Here is a 23,070-nt window from a genome sequence, read left to right on the forward strand (position 1 = left end):
GGCCGCCAATATCTTTAGTGAACGTGGCCGTGATCGATTTCTTCCGCGGTTGCGTCGCGCACTGAGATAACTTCGATCTCAAAGTGCAGCTCTACTCCGGCCAGAGGGTGGTTGCCGTTAATAGTAACTTCATCGCCATCAATATCGATAATTTCGACTTCAATGGGGTGGCCATCGGTGCTCTGGGCGTGGAAAGCCATGCCGACTTCGAGCTCTTCTACACCGGAAAAGGCGCTGCGGGGCATAGTTTGGATCAGCTCTGGGTTTTGCACGCCGTAACCTTCCTCAGGAGAGATCACCGCAGTGAACTTGTCCCCTGGTGCTTTTTCCAGCATTTCCCGCTCAAGGCCAGGAATAATATTGCCCACGCCCTGTAAGTACTTAAGCGGCTCCCCATTTGCGGAGGAGTCGATGACCGTTCCGTCAGCATCTTTCAGGGTGTAGTTGATTTCCACAACTGTGTGGTTGGCAATCTTCATGGATAGTCTCTGATTGAAGAGTGAGTGAATTAGCGCTTACCGCTGCGCTGGAAAACGGGAGGTAAAGGCTGTGAGGATGCAATTGTATTGAGAGGTTACATACGCCGCAACTTGTGCGGCGCAAGTGGGGGGTTAACAAGCGATGGAAAGGTCTTGCTCGCAGCCACCGTAAAGACTACTCGCTGTTTGTATAAGACTTGTACTAAGCTGCCATGGAAACCCCAGCTCTTCCAAGCGCGCTTCCAGATATTCGAGCAGGGCGTCAAACAGAGCTGGATTCAGGCCGCGAGCCAGGAAACTGGCGCGACTACTGCGATCAGGCTCGGGCTGTTCAGAAAAGGCGTGGTTTAGGAATTGTGCTTGGCGGCTTTGTTGTTTGCGATGATCACAGGTTTCGTAACTGGAAAGGTGGCGGCCTATGGTTTCGTAAAATTCATTGACTGTATGACAGACAAATTTAGCACCACCGACCTGTTCTAACAGGCTGTTCATATCTCTCCCCCCGGTGAGCAGTTGGTACTGAAATATAAAATTCCGCAGAGCCCAAAATATTGTGATAGAAAAAATGCACAGGATGCACTGGCTCATTAACGGTACAACATTAATTGCTCAGCAGCGTAAGTCATATTCTCTCGGACTGCCAACGTGCTTTAAGAAAATTGTCATTTTGTTCGACAGGTAGTAGTCCAGTTTGCCTTTATCTACGCCAAATAAAAAATTGCTTTTAAGATAGTGTTTTTTATCCCTTTATTCTGAGTTTTTTAGCGTAGATGTTAGACTGCACGCTTGAACTAAATAAAAAATTTGCAACTGATTGGATTAAATTATGGCAAGCATTTTTACTCAAATTTTGAATGGGGACTTACCGGGCCACTTTATCTGGAGGGATGAAAAAGCGATTGCAATCATGACCATTTCCCCCATTAAGCCGGGGCATTGCCTGGTAATCCCGGTTGAAGAAATTAACCACTGGGATGATGTTCCAGCCGAGCTTGCGGCACACTTAATGTTGGTTGCACAAAAAGTCGCCAAGGGACTAAAGGCAGTGTATTCACCCAAGCGTGTAGGTGTGATGATTGCAGGGCTGGAGGTACCGCACACCCATATACACCTGATTCCTGTCGATGAATTGACAGATTTTGATTTTTCCCAGCAAAAGAGTGCAACATCTGAGCAGTTGGCTATTGAGGCTGAGAAAATTCGTAGCGCACTCGTTCAGCAGGGCTGTTCGGAGGCAGAGTGTGTCAGAGGTTAATTTCTGAACGCAATTTATAGACTATTTGGTCACCCACGTTGTGCCTTCATAAATTTTCTGGAGGCACTGCATCCAATTCGTATACTCGGGTAGTCAAGTAATACGTAACAGTGATAATTACGAGAATTTTGCAATGGCAACCATGAAAAAAGCTTTTTTAGCCCCGCTGTTTGCTCTTTTGGCCTTTTTTGTCCTCAGCAGCGCCCAGGCTGAAGGAGATAAAAAAGAAACTAAAAGTTTCGATGTCAATGGCTTTACCCGGGTATCTCTACGAGGCAGTTCTCACGTTGAAGTGATTCAGGGGGATCATTTTGCCGTGAATGCCAGTGGTCCGGCTGAAGTTATGCCCCATGTCAAAGCGGAGGTGAAGGGCAACACTCTGGAGCTGTATGTGGATGACAACACTCAACACTGGTTTGGTGTGATTACCATTACCCGTGATAGGGACCAGAAGGTGCACTTCACGGTCACCATGCCAAAGGTTGAGGCATTAGAGGTAGCTGGTTCCGGGCAGGCCGTGGCAGAAACCTTAGAAAGTGAAACCATTGACCTTGGAGTCACGGGTTCTGGTACTGTGCGTGTTGCCAAGGCTGCGGCAGAAAATCTCAGTGCTTACGTGACAGGCTCTGGGGACTTGATTCTGGATAAGGCACTATCGGTCAACAGCGAGATTGCCATCAGCGGTTCCGGCGATATTTTCCTCGGAGGCATCACAGGAGAGAAGCTCTCAGCGGAAATCAGGGGCTCCGGTGATATGCGAGTCGGTGGCCGTGTAGCAGATGTCAATATTCGTATCATGGGATCTGGTGACTTTGTCGGCCGCAGCCTGCGCGCAGATAATGCCAGTGGCGCGGTCATGGGATCAGGGGATATCGTTCTAAAACGCCCGCAAAGTGATTCTTTTTCCGTTATGGGGTCTGGTGATGTTGCACTGGTAGACTAACCACTCTATTGATCTGCATAGTAGGCACTGCCACAGCGCAGTGCCCTCCTCATTAGGGCCAAACCTTCTTCGGCCCAGTTTTCTATTTTGGAAGTGAACTCCCCATGGAATCGCAGGCGACAGGGTCCGGGCAAGTGAGCCTGGAGTACCCTTTAGATCAAGCAGACAAACGCAGTAAGCGTCTCAAGGAAAAGTTGCGTCACTGGGGACGGGGTGCGCAGGAAAAATCTCATTGGTTGGCAGAGCGCCTTATGGACCGCCGTGTCTGTGTTGGAGTGACAGGTTTGAGTGGGGCTGGTAAATCGACTCTGCTTACCAGCCTTATCTACCAGTTGAGTCACCCCCAGAAAGCACAACTACCGGGCTTTGCCCCAGCGTTAAATGGAGACCTTTTGGGGGCGGAGTTAAAGCCCGCTCTCGATTCTGGTCTGCCAGTCTTTGACTATGAAGGCTGCTTGAGTGCTTTGATGTCGCATCCACCGAGATGGCCAAAAAGTACCCGAGATGTATCGGCAATGGAATTGCACATTCACTTGCGACGGCATCGTCGTTTAGGGGGGGGCGATTATAAAACCTTGATCCTGGAGCTGCGGGACTACCCAGGTGAATGGTTGATGGACTTGCCGATGCTGAGAATGGATTTTCGCGACTGGTGTCGCCATCAAGCCCATATTATTGCGAGCGATACGCGCGCGGGGCTGGCCCCGGGGCTGCTGACACGCTTGGCAGCGCTCTCCCCCGAGGCTGAGGCAAAGGAGTCAGAGCTGCAGGCATTGTGGCGGGAATATCGTCAATTTCTATTGGACTGCCGCGAAAAGCGAAAGCTCAGCTATCTGCAGCCTGGACGAGCATTGTTGGATGACGAGGATTATCAGCTATTACCTCTGCTGGATCTCAGAGGCTTTAGTGCCGATCAATTGAAACAGTTGCCTGATGGTAGTAATTATCAGGTTCTGCGTCGCCTTTATGAGGCTTATGTGGAGGGGAAGGTGGCCCCGTTTCTCGAGAGCCATTTTAAACACCTCGATCGGCAGCTGGTCCTGGTGGATATGATCGGCACCCTGTTTGCGGGTGAGCAGGCCTTGGAGGATATGCGCCTGGCTTTTACCCATATTGCCGATACTTTCCGCTATGGAGAGTCTGGGTTCTTGAGTAAGTTATGGCGTCCTAAGGTGAATCGCTTGCTCTTTGCCGCGACTAAGGTTGATCAGGTGCTTGCGGCTGATCACGATGCCTTGCGTCAGCTGCTTGGCCAGCAACTGCAGCAAACTTTTACCGGAGCGCGCCACCGTGGCTTGCCGATCTTTAGTGAAGCCATCGCTGCTGTGCGTTGTTCCCACGAGGATCAGCGTAATGGGCGGCGTATGCTGGTTGGATATGACCTGGATGGTCGCTATCTGGGTTTTGAGAATGCCGAGATATTCTCGCGCCTGCCCAGTGAAAAGAGTGGCTGGGGTCATTATACCGGGGCTGCTCCACCCCAGTTGCGTCCCCCGCAAGGTATGGACTCAGGTTCCATTCCTCATATCCGCGTCGATGCGCTTTTGAATTTGTTGCTTGGAGATAAAGTTTGATGGGTGATGAGAATAAACAGGCTCCTCGCCGGGTAACGCGGATAGAGTCCCTGCAGGAACCAGAAAGTGAAGCCCCTCACCGGGATACTACGCGTGTAGAAACCCTGCAAGAGGAAGGGGAGGACATTCCGAGATCTATTACCACGGGAGAATCACTACCCGATAGGATTGCCTTTTCTGAGTTGCGCCTGCCTGTTTTTCGCCTGAAATGGTTAAAGCCGGCACTGCTTTCAAGCGTAGCATTAATAGTGGCTGTACTCGCTTGGGAATTACGCCAGATGTATACCTGGGCGGCAGATAAGCACTGGAGCTTTGGTATTCTCGCGGGAGTGGTGATAGCGAGCCTTGCAGCGGCAATAGTCAGTTCCCTGTGGGAATTTTTCCGTGCTGGTCGGCCACTGCGCAAGCTGCAAAAAACACAGGCAATGGCGGCCGACATGCGAGAGTGTCGCAGCCATGAAGAAGCGGAATCTCTCCGTCGACAGTTGCAGCTGCATTTTTCAGGAAAACCTCAGGGTGTACTGCTCAACCGGGTACTGGATGAGGCGCCAGATTATTATGACAGTAGTGAGTTACTGCAGCACTTGGAAGTGACTTTTCTCGATGCACTCGACCAGGAGGCACAACGCCGCGTAGTTCGTCACGCAACAGCAACTGGGGCATTGGTAGGTCTCAGTCCTTTTGCCAGTATTGACATCCTTGTTGCCCTGCGCCAATCGTTACGAATGATTGATGATGTTGCACAAATTTATGGCATTCAACCTTCGCTTGTAGTGCGCTGGCGCCTTTTCAAGAAAGTACTTGCGCTGGTGGCTTATAGTGGTGCAAGTGAATATGCGATCAGCGAGATATGGCCAGATTTGGTCGGCGACAGTGTTGTTAGTACAGTTTCTACCCGTTTGGGGCAAGGTGTGGGCGCAAGTTTTTTTGTGGCGCGTATTGGACTTTCTGCGATGCAGAGCTGTAGACCCATCCCTTTTACTGAAAAACAGCGCCCGCGCCTAGGCGCATTGGTTAAACGCATTGGAATCGGGTTGAAAGAGCGGATGCCGGATGTTTTTTCTATGGTCGGGCTTGGCAGTCGGGCTGGCAGCTCCCCCGCTAAGCCCGCGACGAAGTTCACCAGAAAAAGCTGATTTCGTCGCTGCGACAAGGCTCGCAAGATACTGCGGGCCGAATGTTTTCAGGATGTAGTGACGGCCCTACTGGAACTGCTTTTTCATCAGCAGACGTGTATGGTGGCGATCCACCAATTCTGCCAGGGTGGCAAAGCGTCGTTTGATAAAGGGGGCGGGGTTGTTATTTCCAGCATCGTCCCGATATTCAACGCCTGAGCGGACATGTTGCAGTTCTCGAGTTAACTCGTTTATCGCCGAAAAAATATTTTGAGTATCGTCCTGGCTATGAAAAACGTAAGCGTTATTGGTATCCACCAAGTAGGCGTTACATTCATTTAGCCACTCAAGCCGCTGTTCAAGAAATCGAATTGTATTGCGGATACCGCCTTTATATTCTGGGTTGAAGTGCTCGTTTACATATTTGTCTAGGCTGCGCATGCCTGCCCCGACAAACTGCTCTACCACACTGCTGCAGTATTCTTTTGTGAGATAACTAGGATGGGTATTGGCATTGCTAAGGGAGCTTGAAATCAGCAAAGACAAAAGCCCCAAGGTTCGAAGGATGGCTAAAGAAGGAGAGTTCATTGTCTTGCCCATGGGTTACTCTTTCTAGTGGCTGTTATTCTATCCGCCAAACCTGCTCAGTTGTTCTAACACTTTGTTTGGCGAAGTATTTTTTGTGATAGTTGTCACATGAATATAGAAGCGACAAATAGGTGTCAACGGTTATTAAGTGCGGAGTGACAGCTCTGGCTCGAAAGGTGTGTTGTGGGGAAGTATCCCTTGCGTTGTAAGTTAGGTAATAAATTAAAGACAGAGGTTTGCTTTGGCTGAATATGAATTTGATCTATTTGTGATTGGGGCGGGCTCTGGTGGTGTACGAGCTTCGCGTATGGCTGCCGCCCAGGGAATGAAGGTGGCGGTGGCTGAAGATCGCTACATGGGGGGAACCTGCGTAAACGTCGGGTGTGTTCCCAAAAAATTATTCGTCTATGCCAGTGGATTTAATGAGGACTTCACCGATGCTAGAGCCTATGGTTGGAACAGTTCGCCGGCTGAATTTCACTGGCCAACATTGCGTGAAAATAATGCACGTGAAGTGTCCCGCCTCAACGATATTTATCGAAACCTATTAGCAAACTCAGATGTGACGGTCATTGACGGCCGTGCCAAAGTTACTGGCGCCAATCAGGTGATGGTGAATGGTCGCGAATACACGGCACAGAGAATTCTGGTAGCAACAGGAGGTTGGCCTTTTGTCCCAGATATTCCTGGGAAAGAATTCATCCTGACCTCCAACGAGGTGTTTTCTATGGAAGCCTTCCCCAATAGAGTACTGGTTGTTGGTGGGGGGTATATTGCCGTTGAGTTTGCTGGGATATTTGCTGGTTTAGGTGCTGAGACACACCTCTCTTACCGGCGTGATTTATTCCTACGTGGCTTTGATCGCGATATTCGCCATTTTGTCCGTGATGAGATGGTAAAAAAGAATATTGATTTGAAGTTTAACCATCAAGTGAGTGCCATTGAAAAGTTGCAAGATGGTAGTTTTTTAGTACATGTCGAGGACGGCTCCAGTTTAAATGTGGACATGGTCCTCTATGCAACAGGCAGAGTTGCCAATACTGAAGGACTCGGTTTGCAGGAGCAAGGGGTCGTGTTGCATCGCGATGGCACAATCTCAGTGGATGACAATTTCCGCACGAATGTCCATTCTATCTATGCCCTTGGGGATGTTACTGGTGAGCCACAGTTGACGCCTGTGGCCCTTGCGGAGGCGATGGCTCTAGTAAAGCACTGGCGCACTGGAACAACTGCGGAGATTGATTATAACAACATTCCCACCGCAGTATTTTGTCAGCCCAATATTGGAACTGTAGGGTTGTCAGAAGAAGAGGCCAGGGACTCCGGAGTTAGAGTTACCATTTACAAGTCAGAATTCAGACCAATGCGTCATACAGTAAGTGGGAATACCGAGCGCACCCTAATGAAGTTAGTGGTCGATGCCGATACCAATAAGGTGATTGGTGTTCATATGGTTGGTGATGATGCTGGTGAGATTATCCAGGGCTTGGCTGTTGCTTTGAAAGCGGGGGCTACCAAAAAAGTCTTTGATGAAACCATCGGAATTCACCCAACGGCAGCAGAAGAGTTCGTCACTATGCGTACACCAGTACAGTAAGGTGTTTATCTGGTAGTGGATACAATTTGTGGTGACTATCCTCGAGGCGCCTCTTGAGTATTTAGCTCTAAAATTGAGGGCTGCTAAAGAAAAATCTTAAAATCCCCCCGCTTTTAAAGCGGGGTTTAATGCAAAAACGGCGCTGGTGCGCCGTTTTTGCTCTCTTCTAGGATTCTTCCTCGACTTCATAAAGCGCCTGATGGCGCTGCGCTTTTTTGCGCTCGCTACGCTCTTTTAGGCAGCGTTCTGCGGAGGCAAATGTGTCATTCACCGCTCGGTGGATAGACTCATTTTCATTACTGATGGTCACGGGATTGCCACTAATGGCAAGTTCAAGGGAGGCTTTGTATTGCTTGCCTTTGCTTTTGTGTTGGTGGGGAGCTTCCAGAACTACACGACTATGTATGATGTCGCCACAATAACGTTCCAGTTTGTGTAACTTCTTAGATACCGTATTTGACAGGGCAGCAGATTTGTCGATATCGCGGAACACAATGTTATCGTTAGGCGCTGATTTCATGGATAAATACCTCCGGTTATAGGAAACCATGCAGGCCGCTTGTGCGGTTTGCTATTCAAAGAAGGTAGGGCGCCCTAATGGGAGGGGTCGAGTCCGCAGTTGAATCGCCGAGTCGCCGGTAGCGCAACGAATAATTGCTGTCTGAGCAGCTCTGGGTGTTTTACGTCCGGGTCGGGTTTCCGCTGTGTTCAGCGATCGTCTCCCTGTTACCCATAATGCTTCCGCTAAAAAAAAAATCAAGCGCTATCGCTTGAAAATGTCACATAAAATTCGGTGAAGCGTCATTAAGACGACTTTAGCACTTAGGTTTAAGGGGATTATTTATCAAATGGGGGCAAAGGGTGGACGAGAGGTCATTGCTCGCGAGCTCAGGCCTGCGTAAAATTGACAATGCTGCGACAGAGTAGATGAAGTTTTGAACAAAATTTAACCTCTGCGCTTTTATCTTACGAGTGTCGAAAAATCGAGAAACAGGTTCTGGACAATGGCGGTAAAGCGGTATTGCTCGCTCTTCTTGGCGGGCTTAGTAGTTTTTAGCGGAATGGCAGCGCAGGCGCAGTCAAACCTCACTGTGGAAAAAAACCGACTGGCGCGCCTGGAGCAGTCCCTGGAAAACAGGCAGGTTGAGCTGGAAGATATTGAGAATGAACTGCTTTCTTATGAGTATAAGCTCGAGCGTGCGCAGGAATCTCTCAACGAGCTTCGCAAAGAGTATGAGGCGAGCCGTGTCGAGCTCGAGGAGGCGCGTAGGCTCCATGAATCCAATGGCACCTCAGATTCTGAGCGTCGCCTGACCAAAGCCAAGCACGGCTTTGCAATGGCCGAGCGAGGAGTGGATAGCCGCAGCCGACGTTTAGAGTTTATCAAGGTGAACCACCAAGAGCTTTTGGCTAGGCTCGACGAAGAGAAAAAAGGCATTGCCGAGACCAAGGCCAAGGTTTCTGCCCAGCAGGATAAGATTAGCCAGGTGGTGGATTCTATGCTGGCCAAGGCAGAGGCTTCTGAGAGGCGTGCCGCTTTGGCAAGAAGTGCTAAAGCTGAAGCAGCAAAGCCAAAGCCTCCTAAGCTGAAGACAGCGGCGATTGAGAAACCCCAGAAACGACAGGTGCAACCTGAGCCGGTTCCGACTGTTAAGAGAGATATTGATCCCGAGTTGCTTGCCTATGTCAAGCGGGAACAGAAACGTCTGAGTCTTTTACTTTCCGATAAAGAGGGGGAAAACAAACAGACTTTCCGCAATTTGCTTCTGAAGCCATCTAGTGGGGGGCGTCAACCTTTTGAGTTCCTGGGGAAGAACCAGTATCGTTTGGTGGCAACAGTTCATGCTGGTCGACAGACGTACAAAGTCAACACTTGGAAGTTCCGTCGTACCATACCTGCAGAAGATGATGGCGAACGCTATGTTTTTATTTTTGATGCTCGGCGCCTTTCACGTCCCCGCCTAGTGATGTATCCAGAATATGTCTTAGACGCTCTCAAATAGGAAGTCCCAGCCTCTCAAGAGGATGCAAAAAGCCCGCTCAGTGCGGGCTTTTTTATTCTACGCTTTAGTCATTTAGTAAGGGTACTTTGAGTAAGGAGTGGTAGTGGCTTTTTCCTGCCAGGGGAACACTCTCATAAAGAATGACATTTTCGACTAACACGGATGAGTTTAGGTTGCGCGGTGCAATATGCCGAAACCCCTCTTTATTGCGACTGCGCGCTAAGGTGATATGGGGTCGATATTCCTGACTTTCTGGTTCCATTCCAAGCTCGCCAATAAATTGCCGGCATTCCTCATGGAGTTCAGTTAAATTAGGATTTAGGGCTAATTCTACCGCAAGAATTTTGGAGTGCTGTTTTGGGAAAGGGGTTAAAGAACAAACCCTACTTTGAAAACTTCTTTTGCAGTGGGCAAACTCAATAAGTCCCTGCTTAAGCAGGGGGATTTTTTCTTTCGGAGTGCTCCCAAGAAAAGCCAAGGTCAGGTGCCAGTTATTGGGGGTTGTCCAGCGTATATGGTTGGTAGTTGTGTCTTTTAGCTGCTTTTGGCACTGAGTGGTTATCTCGTCTAGGAATGCTTGTGATGCCACATCAGGTTTAATACCAATAAATAACCTGCTAGTGGATTGATCTGACAAATTTTCTTCTCTTTGCATTTTTTCCCTTTGGGACCTTGAAATAAAACTTGTGGCCCATACCTATTGAGTACGGCTGGTAGCTTTGAGTGTGAAAGTGCCCCGTTAGCAATGCTCGTGCTTATTGGCGAGCAAAATTGAATATTGCTCTGAATTGAGGATATAACTATGCGTAATTTTGATTTTTCCCCTCTGTATCGATCTGCAATTGGTTTTGATCGTATGGCCAGTCTGCTGGATGCAATGAGCTCCAGTGAGCAAAAACAACCCTCATACCCTCCCTATGATATAGAACTTACTGGTGAAGATAGCTATAGAATTACTATGGCTGTGGCTGGGTTTGAGCAATCTGAACTCGATATTCAGGTTGAGCAAAATCGCTTAAGTGTGAGCGGTAAAAAACCAGAAGATATTGCACAAAGAAACTTTCTCCATCGAGGAATTGCTGCGAGAAATTTTGAGCGACGCTTCCAGCTAGCAGATCACGTCAAAGTGACTGATGCGAAGCTTGCCAACGGCCTGCTTCATATAGAGCTGGTTAGAGAAATACCTGAAGCGATGAAGCCTCGAAAAATCCAGATCAGTGAAGGCGCTTTACTGAATCATGAGCAGGCTGAAAACGTCACGGCGAAAAAAAAGCCTGACACGGTAGCTGCATAAGTTGACACTTTCTTGCCCCCTGTGCCGCTATCGCGCGGCACAACTCTATTATCGAGATAAATTTCGCAGTTATTACCAATGTAATAACTGCGAATTGGTGTTTGTACCCGCGGAATATCATTTGACTCCAGTTGAGGAGCATGCCTATTACAATCTGCATGAAAATTCTATGGAGGATGAAGGGTATCGCCGTTTCCTAAGCCGTTGTGCCAAGCCCTTATTGAAAGAGCTTTCTGTTACTAGTGTGGGGTTGGATTTTGGCTGTGGACCAGCGCCATTATTGGCGCGAATTTTAGAGGAGCAGGGTCATAAAGTTGAGTTGTTCGACCGTTATTACTTCCCTGAGCGTCGGGTTCAGGAAAAAAGCTACGACTTCATAGTGGCGACAGAAGTGGTGGAGCACTTGAGCGCGCCTGGCGATGAGTTGTCGGCTTTGTGGGCACGATTACGTGTTGGCGGTGTGCTGGCACTGATGACCAAGCTGGTTATTTCTCGAGAACGCTTTGCCAGCTGGCATTATATTCGCGACCCAACACATATTTCCTTCTTTTGTGTTGAAACCTTTCAATGGCTGTCGCGAAAATTAGGTGCGGAACTGCACTTTGCAGATAGTGATGTTATTTTCCTGAAGAAATCAGGTATTGACCCGGAATAGCTTGGCTCTGACGGTGGCCCGATATTCGCTTGGTGTAGTAGCAAGGAATTTTTTGAACAGTGCAGTGAAGTGCCCCATATCCTGGTAGCCAACTTTTTCGGCAATTTCATTCACGGATAGATTACTGGATTGCAGCAGTTCCCGAGCCATATCTACGCGAACATTTTGCAAATATTGTAGCGGTGTCTGTCCTGTAGCTAATTTAAAGCGGCGGTTGAAGGAGCGCACACTCATGTCGAACATTTGCGCCACCTCACTGAGGCGCACCTCGGTATTACAGTGCTCTTTTAGCCATGCCTGGGCCTGTACAATATCCTCGTCTGGATGTAGATGCACCGAACCTTCTGAGTAAGCAATTTCCTCAAATGGTCGGCGAATTTCATGGGAGAAGTTACGCTCCACATGACTGGCTACAGCGGCTCCATAGAGCTGGCGAATCATATGAACCGTGACATCTGCCAAGGCATTTACGCTGGCGGCACAAAAAAGTTTGTCAGCCTGAGTGATAAAATACTGGCGCTTCAATTTAACTTTTGGGTAGTCCGCGCTGAACTGGTCGAAATAGTGCCAGTGTGTAGTGGCGGGTTTGCCATCAAGGAGGCCTGCCTCGGCTAGAAAGCAAACTCCAGTACCCACGGCGTTGATCGCAGCTCCACCTTCGGCCTGGCTCCGTAGCCATCTTAAAAGCTTTCCACTGCGCTTCAGGGCTGGGCGGGGATTGCGCCAAAGCGCAGGAATGTAGATCAAGTCGCTGTCTGGTGCCTCTTCCAAAGACACGTCAGGTTGAAAGGTAAAGCCGCAGCGGGTTTTTACCGCTTGTCCATCTATGCTGGCTGTTACTAGGCGCAAGGGCTCTGCCAGCCTTTCCACTCGGGCGCGGCTTTCGGCACCGCGCAGCATTTCTAAGGGCAGAACTGTGCCGGTGGCCAGCATTTGATCAATCAGAAGAAAGGTAACCGTTCGCATTACATACTCAGGCGGGGTTGCGCCATTGGCCAAAACACTCAATTTTGCTGGCCAGTATGCCCATAACTGGACGGAATCGCCAGCCCCTACACTCCCAAATATCAAATTTGTAGTGTTTAGCTTGGCTGGAGGTCAGGATGCAGCGCCTTCCCGTAATTACCGCGTTCGGTGGTTTTAACCCTGCAGGACGCAGCTCCTTTCACCGGGGCTATGCCCGCATGGTGCTCGACAAACTCGGACAGAGGGAGCGGACTGATACGCTTTCTGATCTCGCCGCATTGATGGGGTTGCGTACAGGCGTCGAGGCCAAAGGCCCCCTCGAGTCAGCGCTGGAGGAAAAGGTTCTCAAGGGCACCTTGGTGCGAGAATTGGAAGCGCGAATCTACGATTATCACAGGTGTCATTTTCACCAGGCGGCGAATCTTTCAAATCCCGCTGGTATTTCTTTTGAGATTTCTACCCGCCAATTGCCCCATCCACTGCCAGAAGGATGGCAAGTGGAGACTATTGGTAGTGGTAGGGTTCGTGTGGCTACATCAAGTTTGTCAGTCATGCTGGATAGCTTTCGCGAGATCCCAGTGGGGGCGGCAGGACAGCTGCCCACAGGCTTTGAGCCTGGTGAGCTTTACAATTCCCGATTCCACCCGAGGGGATTGCAGTTGGCAGTGTTGGGGGCATCTGATGCTGTTCTCTCTATGGGGGTGGATTGGCAGGATGTTGTTGCTGCAGCTGGTCCCGGTAATATTTCTGTTTACGCCTCCTCAGCGATGAGTCAACTCGACCCTTATGGAAACGGAGGCTTGATGCAGTCCCGCTTGCGCGGTTCCAGGGTTAGCTCCAAGCAGTTGGCGCTTGGGCTGAATAGTATGCCGGCAGACTTTGTGAACGCCTATGTGCTGGGTAATGTTGGATCTACTGGGGCGGTTACCGGAGCTTGTGCGAGCTATTTATACAATTTGCGCGCAGGGGTAGAGGATATTCGCAGTGGTCGGGCCAGGGTGGCCGTTGTTGGTGCTACTGAAGCGCCATTGGTTCCCGAGATTGTTGATGGTTACTCAACCATGGGCGCGCTTGCTACCACTGAAAATCTGCGAAAGATTTCTTCGGGCGAAGTGGACTTCCGCCGCACTAGTCGCCCGTTTGGGGAGAATTGCGGCTTTACTTTGGGGGAGGGTACCCAGTGGGCCATCTTAATGGATGACGCTTTGGCTGTTGAACTAGGGGCGAGTGTCCACGGTGCGGTTACAGGGGTGTATATCAATGCTGATGGCTTCAAAAAGTCGATTTCCGCACCGGGGCCAGGTAATTATCTAACGATGGCCAGGGCGATGGCGGAGTCGAAAGCTATTGTCGGGGATGAAAGTCTGAAGAAGCGCAGTTTTGTTCAGGCCCATGGATCTAGCACACCGCAAAATCGCGTAACAGAGTCTGCGATTCTCGATCGCTTGGCTTCCGTTTTTGGTGTGCAGGAATGGCCGGTTTGTGCTGTTAAAGCTTATCTTGGGCACACGATAGCGGTGGCGAGTGGTGACCAGTTAATTTCGACCCTGGGAGTTTTTGATAGGGGAATTTTACCGGGTATCCTCACGATTGACAGAGTGGCAGATGATGTTCACCAGAATAACCTGCAGATCTCTTGTGAGCATGTGGAGAGAGATCCCGCTTCACTGGATCTCGCTTTCCTGAACTCTAAAGGTTTTGGGGGGAATAATGCGACTGCGGCTGTACTTTCTCCTCACTTGACCCGCTCAATGCTGGAAAAACGCTACGGGTCAAAAAAGATGCTTGCTCATCATAGAAAAAATGAGTCTGTCGTGGAGCATGCAGTAGCGTACGATGAAAAAGCCAGCAGAGGAGATTTACAAACTATCTACCGTTTTGGAGAGGGGCTGGTAGATGATGCTCAAATAGGTCTTTCTGTCGATAAGGTCTCATTTCCAGGGTTTCCTCCTGTAGAGCTTGATGTTGATAACCCCTTTACCGATATGGTTTAAAAGGCCCGTGCATCGGTAATGTATGATGCTTAAAATTTTTCCTGCCAATTAAGGGGGAAACCTCTTTTGGCAGTTGGCGGAGTGAGAGACTCAATGTCAGACATGGATGTTTGTAGTGAAGTTAGTGATGCCGGGGATCTTGGTGCCCGGCTGAAGCTGGTGCGAAAAATTTATGGGATTTCCCAGCGACAACTTGCGCGGCAAGCGGGCGTTACCAATGCCACTGTGTCTTTTATAGAGCAGGGTCGGGTTAGCCCATCTGTGGGATCGCTTGAGAAGATATTGAATAGTGTGCCCATGTCTCTAGCTGAGTTTTTCTCCCTGGAACTTGCCGAGCCAGAACAAATTTTTTTTCGCGCCAATGAAATGCCCGATATTGGTAATGGTCGGGTTTTCTGTCATATGCTCGGCGGCTCCCGCCAGGGTCGCGCCATGACAATCCTCCGTAAAGTGTTTCCCGCTGGGCAGGATACCGGTTCAGGCCAATTGCTACTCAATGGGGAGGTGGGGGGGATTGTTATTGCTGGAGAGCTGGAGGTTACAGCAGGATCAGAGTTTGCCCTGCTAGAGGAGGGGGATGGTTATTACTTAAATGCACGGCGCCCACATCGCTTCCGCAACCCCGGAAGTATTGACTGTGTGGTTTTCAGTGCCGTGGCTGCCACTCCCTCATCGAATATTCCCTGCGCTTCCCGTCCAAACGAGTCTTTCTATAAAGGGTGATTTACGCCACCGTGCTGAAAAGGTGGATTGATCCGCGATAGACTGACTCCGCCTGTGTAACCAGCCTGTGAGATATGGCTGGTCGTTTTCTGTACTTTGGCGCTCTTGGTGCCAGTTCTTTTGTAAGAAATAGTATTCAAACAATCGTTTGAATCTGGCTATACTACGGCTGACCATATTGGGCCAAAGTGTCACCGCACCCTGCGGGGCGGCCCTTGGTTGCAAAAAAATTCCGACCCCGGGTCCAGGATTGCGGCCCAGAATAAAAGAGGTCAATCAATGTTATTTAGTGGCAAAGCGCTCACGGTTCAGATGCTGGATAACGGCATCGCCGAGCTTAAATTCGACCTGCAAGGCGAATCCGTCAACAAGTTCAACCGCCAAACGGTTTCCGAATTCTCTCAGGCTCTGGATGCAATTGAAGCAGCAGATGGCATCAAAGGTGTGCTGCTGACCAGTGGCAAGAGCGTCTTTATTGTCGGTGCTGATATCACTGAGTTTGGCGGTGCTTTTTCTGCAGGCGCAGAGGGCGTTGCTGATCTGATGAATCAGAACAACGAAAATATCAACCGCCTGGAAGATCTGCCGGTACCGACTGCGGTGGCAATTAATGGCTACGCGCTCGGTGGTGGTTTTGAAGTGTGTCTTGGCTGTGACTTCCGCCTGATGGGCGAAGAGGCCAAAGTTGGCCTTCCGGAAGTTAAACTGGGCTTGATTCCGGGCTGGGGCGGCACCGTTCGCCTGCCGCGTGTAGTGGGTGTTGATGTTGCTGCTGAGTGGATTGCAGCAGGTAAAGAGCAGAAGCCTGCCGCCGCTCTGGAGGCTCACGCTGTTGATGCGGTGATCCCCGCTGACAAACTCAAAGATGCAGCGGTCAAGCTGCTTGAGCGCGCTATCAATGGCGAGCTGGACTACAAAGCCATTCGCGAACTCAAGAAATCTCCGATTCCCTTGAATGATACCGAAGCGCTGATGGCCTTCTTTACCACCAAGGCATTTGTGGGTCAGCAGGCGGGCAAAAACTACCCTTCTCCTGTAGCTGCGGTTGAGTCAATCGAGCAGGGCTACAAGCTGACTCGCGATGAAGCGCTGAAAATCGAGCAAGAGAAGTTTATTTTCTGCGCGCAGACTGGCACTGCGAAATCTTTGGTAGGGCTGTTCCTGGCTGACCAGGCAATCAGCAAGGTTGCCAAAGGTTGGGAGAAGAAAGCCGATAAGCCGATTGAGCGTGCGGCAGTATTGGGTGCTGGCATTATGGGTGGCGGTATCGCTTACCAGTCTGCCTACAAGGGCACTCCGATCAAGATGAAGGATATCGACCAGAAGGGTATCGACCTTGGTCTGAATGAGGCGAACAAGCTGCTGTCCAAGCTGGTTGATCGCAAGCGCCTGACCCCCGTTAAAATGGGTGAAGTGCTCAACCGTATCGAGCCTACCTTGAGCTACGACGGCTTCAACGATATCGATGTTGTTGTGGAAGCCGTGGTTGAAAATCCCAAGGTGAAGCACGCAGTATTGAAAGAAGTGGAAACCAAAGTAAGCGAAGACACTGTAATCGCTTCTAACACCTCCACTATTTCTATTAACCAGCTGGCTGAGCCACTCTCCCGCCCGGAAAATTTCCTCGGCATGCACTTCTTCAACCCAGTGCACAAAATGCCGCTGGTTGAGGTGATTCGCGGAGAGAAAACTTCCGACACAGCTGTGGCTCGCGTTGTTGCCTACGCAAACAAGATGGGCAAGAAAGCTATTGTTGTACGCGACTGTCCGGGATTCCTGGTTAACCGCGTTCTCTTCCCTTACTTTGCCGGTTTCTCCATGCTGGTGCGCGATGGCGCTGACTTCCAGGCCGTTGACAAGGTGATGGAGCGCTGGGGTTGGCCGATGGGGCCCGCTTACCTGATGGACGTTGTCGGAATCGATACCGGTGTTCACGCGGAAAGCGTAATGGCTGAAGGCTTCCCCGATCGCATGGGTAAAACCTTTACCGCTGCTTCCGACGTTATGTATGAAGCGGGTCGTTACGGCCAGAAGAACAACAAGGGCTTCTACAACTACGAGCAGGACAAAAAAGGTCGCCCGAAGAAAGTGGCTACCGAAGAGTCCTACGCGCTGCTTAAGCCGCACGTGGCTGAGCGTCGCGAGTTTGAAAAAGACGAAATTATCGAGCGCATGATGGTGCCTATGGCCACAGAGCTGGCTCGCTGCCTGGAAGAGGGTATCGTTGATTCCCCAGCTGAAGCCGATATGGCGCTGATCTACGGCATTGGCTTCCCTCCATTCCGCGGTGGAATCTTCGCGTGGCTGGACAGTATTGGCCTGGATGAGTTCGTGAAGATTGCCGATAAGTACGCCGATCTGGGTGAGCTATACAAGCCGACCGATCGCATGCGTGAAATGGCCGCAAGTGGCAAAACCTACTACGGCGACAAGTAAGGAGAATAGCGATGAGTTTAAATCCTAGAGATGCCGTAATCGTCGACTACGCGCGTACGGCCATGGGTCGCTCGAAGAATGGTGTATATCGCCATGTTCGCGCTGATGATATGTCCGCTGAGCTGCTGAAAAAGTTCATGCAGCGCAATGACAAGCTCGATCCTGCCGAGATCGATGACCTGATCTGGGGCTGTGTTATGCAGCGCGATGAGCAGGGCTTTAACGTAGCTCGCTTTATCCTGCTGCGCGCAGGTCTGCCACACACTATCCCGGCGCAAACCGTCAACCGCCTGTGCGGCTCCTCTATGTCCTCCCTGCATACTGCAGCTGCCAACATCCAGGCTGGCGTTGGCGATGTGTACGTTGTGGGTGGTGTTGAGCACATGGGTCACCTGAACATGATGGAGCATGTTAGCCCCAACCCAATGCTGGGTCGCTATATGGCTAAAGCTGCCGGCTCCATGGGTATGACCGCTGAATACCTGGCGATGATGCACGGTATCCAGCGTCAGCAGATGGATGAGTTCGGAGCGCGCTCTCACCATCGCGCCGCTGAGGCTACCAAGGCTGGCAAATTCAATCGCGAAATTATCGCTATTGAAGGCCATGACGATGACGGCGTACCTTTCCTGGTTGAGACGGACCAAACCATCCGTCCTGACACCACTGTGGAAGGTCTGGCTCAACTGAAGCCGGCATTCGACCCGAAGCACGGCCAGGTAACAGCTGGCACTTCCTCTCAGATCACCGACGGTGCTTCTGTGATGCTGGTAATGTCCGCTGAGCGTGCTCAGGCTTTGGGTATGACCCCTATTGCTCGCGTGAAGGAAATGGCGCTGGCCGGTGTTGACCCGTCCATTATGGGTTATGGCCCGGTGCCTTCCACCAAGAAGGCGCTCAAGAGAGCGGGTCTAACTGTCGGCGATATCGACAAGTTTGAGCTGAATGAGGCATTTGCAGCGCAGGCGCTGCCGGTGCTGAAGGACCTGGATCTGCTCGAGCAGATGGATGAGAAGGTCAACCTGTACGGCGGCGCTATCGCTCTTGGCCACCCCTTCGGTTGCTCAGGCGTTCGCATTACCGGTACCTTGTTGAGTGTTATGCAAAACGAGGGTGGAAGCCTTGGTGTATCCACCATGTGTATCGGCTTGGGGCAGGGAATCACCACGATTGTTGAGCGAGTTTAATCTCCCGCACCCCACAAAAGGCGCCTTTCTGGCGCCTTTTTTATTTTTTTCAGTAAAGTGTTGATGCCTTTAAAATGCTGTGGCACAATCTGCACCCCTTGTCGCGATGAGGTCTTAAAAAAGATCCAAACCCTATATATATCAATGGGTTAGCGGTAAGAGAGTTTCGGGGACGTGGTGAAATTGGTAGACACGCCAGATTTAGGTTCTGGTGCCGAAAGGTGTGGGAGTTCGAGTCTCCCCGTCCCCACCAAATCAAAAACCTTGAAGTCCGTGTGACTTACCCTGGAGGGGTGGGTGCGGGCTTCTTGTGTATTTGGCGGAAGCTCAAAATATTGTTTTGATGTTTCCCCATGAGGTTGCTGACTAAGTCTCGGTGACCCGGTATTCGTTGGCGCTGCGGCGCGATTAAAGAGATAGTCTCACGAGGATAAACATGCAGGTTTCCATCGAAACTACTTCCGGTCTGGAGCGTCGCTTAACGGTCAACTTGCCGGCGGAAGTCGTCGATAAAGAAGTGGACAAGCGCCTTCAGCAGGCGGCTAAGACTGTTCGTATAAACGGTTTCCGCAAAGGCAAGGTGCCGATGAAAGTTGTGCGTCAGCGCTTTGGTGCCGGCGTTCGCCAGGAAGTGCTCGGCGAGGTTATGAGCCGTTCCTTCTACGATGCGGTTCAGCAGGAAGAGGTTAAGCCTGCCGGTCAGCCAAGCATTGAGGCAAAGCAAACTGCAGCTGGCGAGAATCTGGAATACGTCGCCACTTTTGAAGTTTATCCAGAAGTAGAATTGGCCGACCTGGCTGAGGTTAGCGTTGAGCGTCCAGTTGCAGAAGTAACTGATGCGGATGTTAACAATATGGTTGATGTGCTGCGCAAACAGCAGTCTTCCTGGAAGGATACCAAGCGCAAGGCACAAAAAGGTGATCGTGTTGTGATCAACTTCTTGGGCCGTAAAGATGGCGAAGAGTTTGAAGGCGGTAAGGCCGAAGGTCACCAGTTGGTACTGGGCTCCGGCCAGATGATCCCCGGTTTTGAGGAAGGTATCCTCGGCATGAAGCCCGGTGAAGAGAAAGATCTGGACCTGACCTTCCCTGAGGACTACCAAGCTGAAGAGCTACGTGGTGCTGCGGTAACCTTCAATATTAAAGTTACCTCTTCTGAAAAGCCTGAGCTGCCCGAGCTGAATGAAGAATTCTTCGCGGCATATGGTGTTCAGGAGGGTGGAGAAGAGAAGTTCCGCGAAGAAGTTCGCGGTAACATGGAGCGTGAGCTGAAAAACGCAGCGCTGAACAAGGTTAAAACCCAGGTGATGGACCAGTTGTTTGAACAGCACCCGGTCGAATTGCCTTCTGCCCTGGTCGCAGGTGAGGTTAGCACTCTGCGTGGACAAATGGTTCAGCAGTTTGGTGGCCAGATCAAAGCTGAAGATGCTGAGCGTATGTTGCCGGACACTATGTTCGAAGAGCAGGCCAAGCGTCGTGTAGTTCTAGGTCTTGTTGTTGGTGAGATCGTTAAGAAAAACGAACTGTCTGTAGATGCAGACCTGGTGAAAGCTAAGGTTGAGGAACTGGCTTCTACCTACCAGCAACCGGAAGAAGTGGTTGAATACTACTACAATAACCGCGAGCTGCTCTCTGGAGTTGAATCGGTAGTTCTGGAAGATCAGGTTGTGGATTTTGTACTGAAGTCTGCAAAAGTCGAAGAAGTCAAAAGTACTTATGACGACGTGATCAAGCCGCAGAAGCAGGGTTAATTATCCCTTTATCTCCGAATGCATTGGCGCCCGCTTCAGTCGGGCGTCGTTGCATCTCCTTCCTTTTTACCGGCTGGCTTTATCCTGCCTGACCGGTTAAGCTCTGAAAACCTAATTTTCAGCACGGGCGCCTAGCGCTTGCATGCTGGCCTGCCGAACACGCCACAAAAGGAAGCAATGGTACCTATGGCACGAATCGATTATCCCCAAGCCTCAATTGACCCCTTAGCGACTGGTTTGGTGCCCATGGTGGTAGAACAAACTGCCAGGGGTGAGCGTTCCTTTGATATCTACTCACGTCTATTGAAGGAAAGGGTTATTTTCTTGGTTGGCCCCGTGGAAGACCACATGGCTAATCTGGTGGTTGCCCAGTTGCTGTTTCTCGAAGCAGAAAATCCTGATAAAGACATTCATCTGTATATCAACTCTCCCGGTGGATCTGTAACTGCAGGTATGTCCATTTATGACACCATGCAGTTTATCAAGCCGGATGTGAGCACCATGTGTATTGGTCAGGCTTGCAGCATGGGAGCCTTCTTGCTGACGGCGGGAGCGCCAGGTAAGCGGTTTGCCACCCCTAACTCCCGGGTGATGATCCATCAGCCCAGTGGTGGCGCTCAAGGACAGGCTAGCGATATTCATATTCATGCTCAGGAAATCCTCAAAATTCGTCATCGCCTGAATGAGTTGATGGCCCACCATTCTGGCCGTCCGGTCAGTGATATTGAGAGAGATACTGAGCGTGACCACTTCCTGAGTGCCGATGAGGCGAAGGAGTATGGTCTAGTGGATGATGTACTTTCCCGCCGTCAGGCTCTTGAAAAGTAACACTATCAACAAAAATATTTTGCTAAAGGCGTGAAGAGAGAACCTGAGTTCTTTCAAAGTCATTTCTCAGGCAGAGGGGGCTTGAAAAAAACGCCAAGAGACAGCATCTTGCTGTAATAGCTGAATTAAAGGCCCTGGTAGGCCAGTGACCACGGAGTATTTTGATGACCGACAAAAGCAGCGGAGAAGATAGCGGCAAATTGCTGTACTGCTCCTTCTGTGGCAAAAGCCAGCAGGAGGTGCGGAAGCTGATTGCTGGGCCGTCAGTCTTTATCTGCGATGAGTGTGTCGAGCTCTGCACCGATATCATTCGCGAAGAGGTCCAGGAGACTGCGGAGGGCCCGGAGGGGCGCCTACCCACGCCGCGTGAAATCACCGAGATTTTGGATCAGTACGTGATTGGCCAGGAGAGGGCCAAGCGTGTCCTGGCGGTTGCGGTTTACAACCACTATAAGCGCCTGCGTAGTAAAACTGGCGTTAAAGGCAAAGATGATGTTGAGCTGAGCAAGTCCAACATTCTTCTGGTGGGTCCAACTGGTAGCGGTAAAACCCTGCTGGCTGAAACCCTTGCGCGGCTGCTGAACGTGCCGTTTACCATCGCCGATGCCACCACTCTTACTGAGGCTGGCTATGTCGGTGAGGATGTAGAAAATATCATCCAAAAGCTGCTGCAAAAGTGTGATTACGATGTTGAGAAGGCCCAGCAGGGAATTGTCTACATCGATGAAATTGACAAAATTTCACGTAAATCCGATAACCCATCCATCACCCGGGACGTCTCTGGTGAGGGTGTGCAGCAGGCACTGCTAAAACTGATTGAGGGTACTGTGGCTTCCGTTCCCCCTCAGGGCGGTCGTAAGCACCCGCAGCAGGAATTCCTGCAAGTGGATACCTCTAACATCCTGTTCATCTGTGGCGGTGCCTTTGCGGGCCTTGACAAGGTGATTCGCGATCGCTCAGAGAAGGGGGGGATTGGGTTTAGCGCTGAAGTGAAGTCTAAGGATGGAACCAGTAACTTTGGTGAAATTCTGCGTGACCTTGAACCAGAAGACCTGGTTCGCTATGGTCTTATACCTGAGTTTGTTGGGCGCCTGCCGGTTACCGCGACCCTGGAGGAGCTCGATCGCGAGGCTCTGGTGCAAATTCTCACTGAGCCGCGCAATGCTCTGACCAAGCAGTATGCAAAACTCTTCGAAATGGAAGATGTAGAGCTGGACTTCCGTCCAGACGCCTTGGATGCTGTGGCTACTAAGGCTATGGAGCGCAAAACTGGTGCCCGGGGACTTCGCTCTATCATGGAGTCGGTGTTACTGGAAACTATGTATGATATTCCATCTTCTGATGATGTCGCTAAGGTCGTTATCGATGAGGCGGTGATAAAGGGGGAGTCGGCACCGCTGTTGGTTTACGAAAGTGAAAGCCAGCCGCAAAAGGCGGCGCCAGAAGAATAACTCCCCATATTAAAAAGCCCCACTTGTGGGGCTTTTTTTATAGCCATTTGTTATTCAAATCTATCTTTTCTACCTGTTTGACATGCTTAACTACCAGCGGCCAGCCAGTATTCAGTTGAATTCGGCACAAATTGGTCGCGAGATTAGACTTGTATTCCGGGCTCTCCCCCCCCATCTCTAGCAACTGACGGGCGGTGGCCCAAATTAAGCTGTCAATTTCAACAGCAGCATG

21 protein-coding genes and 1 tRNA gene are annotated in these 23,070 nt (G+C 50.5%); 16 read left to right on the forward strand and 6 right to left on the reverse strand.

What is annotated here, in order from left to right; genetic code table 11:
• Positions 1-14 precede the first annotated feature (14 nt).
• Positions 15-479, reverse strand: coding sequence for an FKBP-type peptidyl-prolyl cis-trans isomerase (locus ACJJIB_RS08850; protein WP_252085360.1), 465 nt, complete (start codon positions 477-479; stop codon positions 15-17).
• A gap of 132 nt (positions 480-611) precedes the next feature.
• Entirely contained in the window at positions 612-971 is a 360-nt protein-coding gene (locus ACJJIB_RS08855; RefSeq protein ID WP_252085361.1) for a globin family protein, read from the reverse strand.
• A 334-nt stretch (positions 972-1,305) separates the two neighbouring features.
• Here ACJJIB_RS08855 and ACJJIB_RS08860 point away from each other — a divergent pair, with 334 nt between their 5' ends.
• The 4 genes from ACJJIB_RS08860 to ACJJIB_RS08875 all read left to right on the forward strand — a co-directional run bounded on the left by ACJJIB_RS08860 (position 1,306) and on the right by ACJJIB_RS08875 (position 5,387).
• Positions 1,306-1,734 (forward strand): HIT family protein, encoded by a 429-nt coding sequence (locus ACJJIB_RS08860; RefSeq protein WP_444888600.1) that lies wholly within the window; start codon positions 1,306-1,308, stop codon positions 1,732-1,734.
• Positions 1,735-1,867: 133 nt separating this feature from the next.
• A complete protein-coding gene (locus ACJJIB_RS08865; RefSeq protein WP_252085363.1) occupies positions 1,868-2,677 on the forward strand; it encodes a GIN domain-containing protein in 810 nt (269 codons plus the stop codon).
• Positions 2,678-2,781: 104 nt separating this feature from the next.
• Entirely contained in the window at positions 2,782-4,251 is a 1,470-nt protein-coding gene (locus ACJJIB_RS08870) for a YcjX family protein (protein WP_252085364.1), read from the forward strand.
• A complete protein-coding gene (locus ACJJIB_RS08875; protein ID WP_444888601.1) occupies positions 4,251-5,387 on the forward strand; it encodes a TIGR01620 family protein in 1,137 nt (378 codons plus the stop codon). The genes ACJJIB_RS08870 and ACJJIB_RS08875 overlap by 1 nt, the downstream gene beginning before the upstream one ends.
• A 66-nt stretch (positions 5,388-5,453) precedes the next feature.
• Here ACJJIB_RS08875 and ACJJIB_RS08880 read toward each other — a convergent pair whose 3' ends face one another.
• Positions 5,454-5,966, reverse strand: coding sequence for a hypothetical protein (locus ACJJIB_RS08880; protein ID WP_252085366.1), 513 nt, complete (start codon positions 5,964-5,966; stop codon positions 5,454-5,456).
• A gap of 229 nt (positions 5,967-6,195) precedes the next feature.
• Here ACJJIB_RS08880 and gorA point away from each other — a divergent pair, with 229 nt between their 5' ends.
• Positions 6,196-7,551: a glutathione-disulfide reductase gene (gorA, locus tag ACJJIB_RS08885; protein ID WP_444885428.1), complete on the forward strand. Its 1,356-nt coding sequence runs from the start codon at positions 6,196-6,198 to the stop codon at positions 7,549-7,551.
• A 166-nt stretch (positions 7,552-7,717) separates the two neighbouring features.
• Here the strand turns inward: gorA and ACJJIB_RS08890 are convergent, their stop codons facing one another.
• Positions 7,718-8,071 carry an HPF/RaiA family ribosome-associated protein gene (locus tag ACJJIB_RS08890; protein ID WP_252085368.1) on the reverse strand — a complete coding sequence of 118 codons (354 nt, stop codon included), beginning with the start codon at positions 8,069-8,071 and terminating at the stop codon, positions 7,718-7,720.
• A 484-nt stretch (positions 8,072-8,555) separates the two neighbouring features.
• On the opposite strand from ACJJIB_RS08890, the gene ACJJIB_RS08895 reads away from it, so the two are divergent.
• Complete coding sequence (locus ACJJIB_RS08895) at positions 8,556-9,554, forward strand: coiled-coil domain-containing protein (protein WP_444888602.1); 999 nt, start codon at positions 8,556-8,558, stop codon at positions 9,552-9,554.
• A gap of 64 nt (positions 9,555-9,618) precedes the next feature.
• Here ACJJIB_RS08895 and thpR read toward each other — a convergent pair whose 3' ends face one another.
• Positions 9,619-10,209, reverse strand: a complete 591-nt coding sequence (thpR, locus tag ACJJIB_RS08900; protein WP_444888603.1) for an RNA 2',3'-cyclic phosphodiesterase — start codon at positions 10,207-10,209, stop codon at positions 9,619-9,621.
• Positions 10,210-10,356: 147 nt separating this feature from the next.
• Between thpR and ACJJIB_RS08905 the strand changes: the two genes are divergently transcribed.
• Together ACJJIB_RS08905 and ACJJIB_RS08910 are read left to right on the forward strand one after the other, a co-directional pair.
• A complete protein-coding gene (locus ACJJIB_RS08905) occupies positions 10,357-10,848 on the forward strand; it encodes an Hsp20 family protein (protein WP_444885425.1) in 492 nt (163 codons plus the stop codon).
• A gap of 1 nt (position 10,849) precedes the next feature.
• On the forward strand, positions 10,850-11,503 hold the full coding sequence (locus ACJJIB_RS08910; RefSeq protein WP_444888604.1) for a class I SAM-dependent methyltransferase: 654 nt from the start codon (positions 10,850-10,852) through the stop codon (positions 11,501-11,503).
• Here ACJJIB_RS08910 and ACJJIB_RS08915 read toward each other — a convergent pair.
• Complete coding sequence (locus ACJJIB_RS08915) at positions 11,483-12,469, reverse strand: GlxA family transcriptional regulator (protein ID WP_444885423.1); 987 nt, start codon at positions 12,467-12,469, stop codon at positions 11,483-11,485. The genes ACJJIB_RS08910 and ACJJIB_RS08915 overlap by 21 nt on opposite strands.
• 137 nt (positions 12,470-12,606) lie before the next feature.
• Here ACJJIB_RS08915 and ACJJIB_RS08920 point away from each other — a divergent pair, with 137 nt between their 5' ends.
• The 8 genes from ACJJIB_RS08920 to clpX all read left to right on the forward strand — a co-directional run bounded on the left by ACJJIB_RS08920 (position 12,607) and on the right by clpX (position 22,838).
• Entirely contained in the window at positions 12,607-14,463 is a 1,857-nt protein-coding gene (locus tag ACJJIB_RS08920) for a beta-ketoacyl synthase (RefSeq protein ID WP_444888605.1), read from the forward strand.
• A 93-nt stretch (positions 14,464-14,556) separates the two neighbouring features.
• Positions 14,557-15,186, forward strand: a complete 630-nt coding sequence (locus ACJJIB_RS08925; RefSeq protein ID WP_444888606.1) for a helix-turn-helix domain-containing protein — start codon at positions 14,557-14,559, stop codon at positions 15,184-15,186.
• A gap of 279 nt (positions 15,187-15,465) precedes the next feature.
• Positions 15,466-17,622, forward strand: coding sequence for a fatty acid oxidation complex subunit alpha FadB (gene fadB, locus ACJJIB_RS08930; RefSeq protein WP_444888607.1), 2,157 nt, complete (start codon positions 15,466-15,468; stop codon positions 17,620-17,622).
• A gap of 11 nt (positions 17,623-17,633) precedes the next feature.
• Entirely contained in the window at positions 17,634-18,809 is a 1,176-nt protein-coding gene (gene fadA / locus ACJJIB_RS08935; RefSeq protein WP_444888608.1) for an acetyl-CoA C-acyltransferase FadA, read from the forward strand.
• 168 nt (positions 18,810-18,977) lie between these two features.
• Positions 18,978-19,062, forward strand: a tRNA-Leu gene (locus tag ACJJIB_RS08940).
• Positions 19,063-19,245: 183 nt separating this feature from the next.
• A complete protein-coding gene (gene tig / locus ACJJIB_RS08945) occupies positions 19,246-20,559 on the forward strand; it encodes a trigger factor (protein ID WP_444885418.1) in 1,314 nt (437 codons plus the stop codon).
• A 186-nt stretch (positions 20,560-20,745) separates the two neighbouring features.
• A complete protein-coding gene (clpP, locus tag ACJJIB_RS08950; protein WP_252085379.1) occupies positions 20,746-21,387 on the forward strand; it encodes an ATP-dependent Clp endopeptidase proteolytic subunit ClpP in 642 nt (213 codons plus the stop codon).
• Positions 21,388-21,551: 164 nt separating this feature from the next.
• A complete protein-coding gene (gene clpX / locus ACJJIB_RS08955) occupies positions 21,552-22,838 on the forward strand; it encodes an ATP-dependent Clp protease ATP-binding subunit ClpX (protein WP_252085380.1) in 1,287 nt (428 codons plus the stop codon).
• Positions 22,839-23,070: the final 232 nt, after the last annotated feature.

It is taken from the genome of Microbulbifer mixtoriginis (SeqCode), from assembly GCF_052467705.1.

Excerpts from the sequence above, each read along its gene's own strand:
- clpP (WP_252085379.1), top strand. The coding sequence starts at position 20,746 with ATGGCACGAATCGATTATCCCCAAGCCTCAATTGACCCCTTAGCGACT.
- ACJJIB_RS08890 (WP_252085368.1), bottom strand. The coding sequence starts at position 8,071 with ATGAAATCAGCGCCTAACGATAACATTGTGTTCCGCGATATCGACAAA.
- ACJJIB_RS08905 (WP_444885425.1), top strand. The coding sequence starts at position 10,357 with ATGCGTAATTTTGATTTTTCCCCTCTGTATCGATCTGCAATTGGTTTT.
- ACJJIB_RS08860 (WP_444888600.1), top strand. The coding sequence starts at position 1,306 with ATGGCAAGCATTTTTACTCAAATTTTGAATGGGGACTTACCGGGCCAC.
- ACJJIB_RS08870 (WP_252085364.1), top strand. The coding sequence starts at position 2,782 with ATGGAATCGCAGGCGACAGGGTCCGGGCAAGTGAGCCTGGAGTACCCT.
- ACJJIB_RS08875 (WP_444888601.1), top strand. The coding sequence starts at position 4,251 with ATGGGTGATGAGAATAAACAGGCTCCTCGCCGGGTAACGCGGATAGAG.
- ACJJIB_RS08895 (WP_444888602.1), top strand. The coding sequence starts at position 8,556 with ATGGCGGTAAAGCGGTATTGCTCGCTCTTCTTGGCGGGCTTAGTAGTT.
- clpX (WP_252085380.1), top strand. The coding sequence starts at position 21,552 with ATGACCGACAAAAGCAGCGGAGAAGATAGCGGCAAATTGCTGTACTGC.
- thpR (WP_444888603.1), bottom strand. The coding sequence starts at position 10,209 with ATGCAAAGAGAAGAAAATTTGTCAGATCAATCCACTAGCAGGTTATTT.
- fadA (WP_444888608.1), top strand. The coding sequence starts at position 17,634 with ATGAGTTTAAATCCTAGAGATGCCGTAATCGTCGACTACGCGCGTACG.
- ACJJIB_RS08920 (WP_444888605.1), top strand. The coding sequence starts at position 12,607 with ATGCAGCGCCTTCCCGTAATTACCGCGTTCGGTGGTTTTAACCCTGCA.
- ACJJIB_RS08925 (WP_444888606.1), top strand. The coding sequence starts at position 14,557 with ATGTCAGACATGGATGTTTGTAGTGAAGTTAGTGATGCCGGGGATCTT.
- ACJJIB_RS08880 (WP_252085366.1), bottom strand. The coding sequence starts at position 5,966 with ATGGGCAAGACAATGAACTCTCCTTCTTTAGCCATCCTTCGAACCTTG.
- ACJJIB_RS08915 (WP_444885423.1), bottom strand. The coding sequence starts at position 12,469 with ATGCGAACGGTTACCTTTCTTCTGATTGATCAAATGCTGGCCACCGGC.
- ACJJIB_RS08850 (WP_252085360.1), bottom strand. The coding sequence starts at position 479 with ATGAAGATTGCCAACCACACAGTTGTGGAAATCAACTACACCCTGAAA.
- tig (WP_444885418.1), top strand. The coding sequence starts at position 19,246 with ATGCAGGTTTCCATCGAAACTACTTCCGGTCTGGAGCGTCGCTTAACG.
- ACJJIB_RS08855 (WP_252085361.1), bottom strand. The coding sequence starts at position 971 with ATGAACAGCCTGTTAGAACAGGTCGGTGGTGCTAAATTTGTCTGTCAT.
- fadB (WP_444888607.1), top strand. The coding sequence starts at position 15,466 with ATGTTATTTAGTGGCAAAGCGCTCACGGTTCAGATGCTGGATAACGGC.
- ACJJIB_RS08865 (WP_252085363.1), top strand. The coding sequence starts at position 1,868 with ATGGCAACCATGAAAAAAGCTTTTTTAGCCCCGCTGTTTGCTCTTTTG.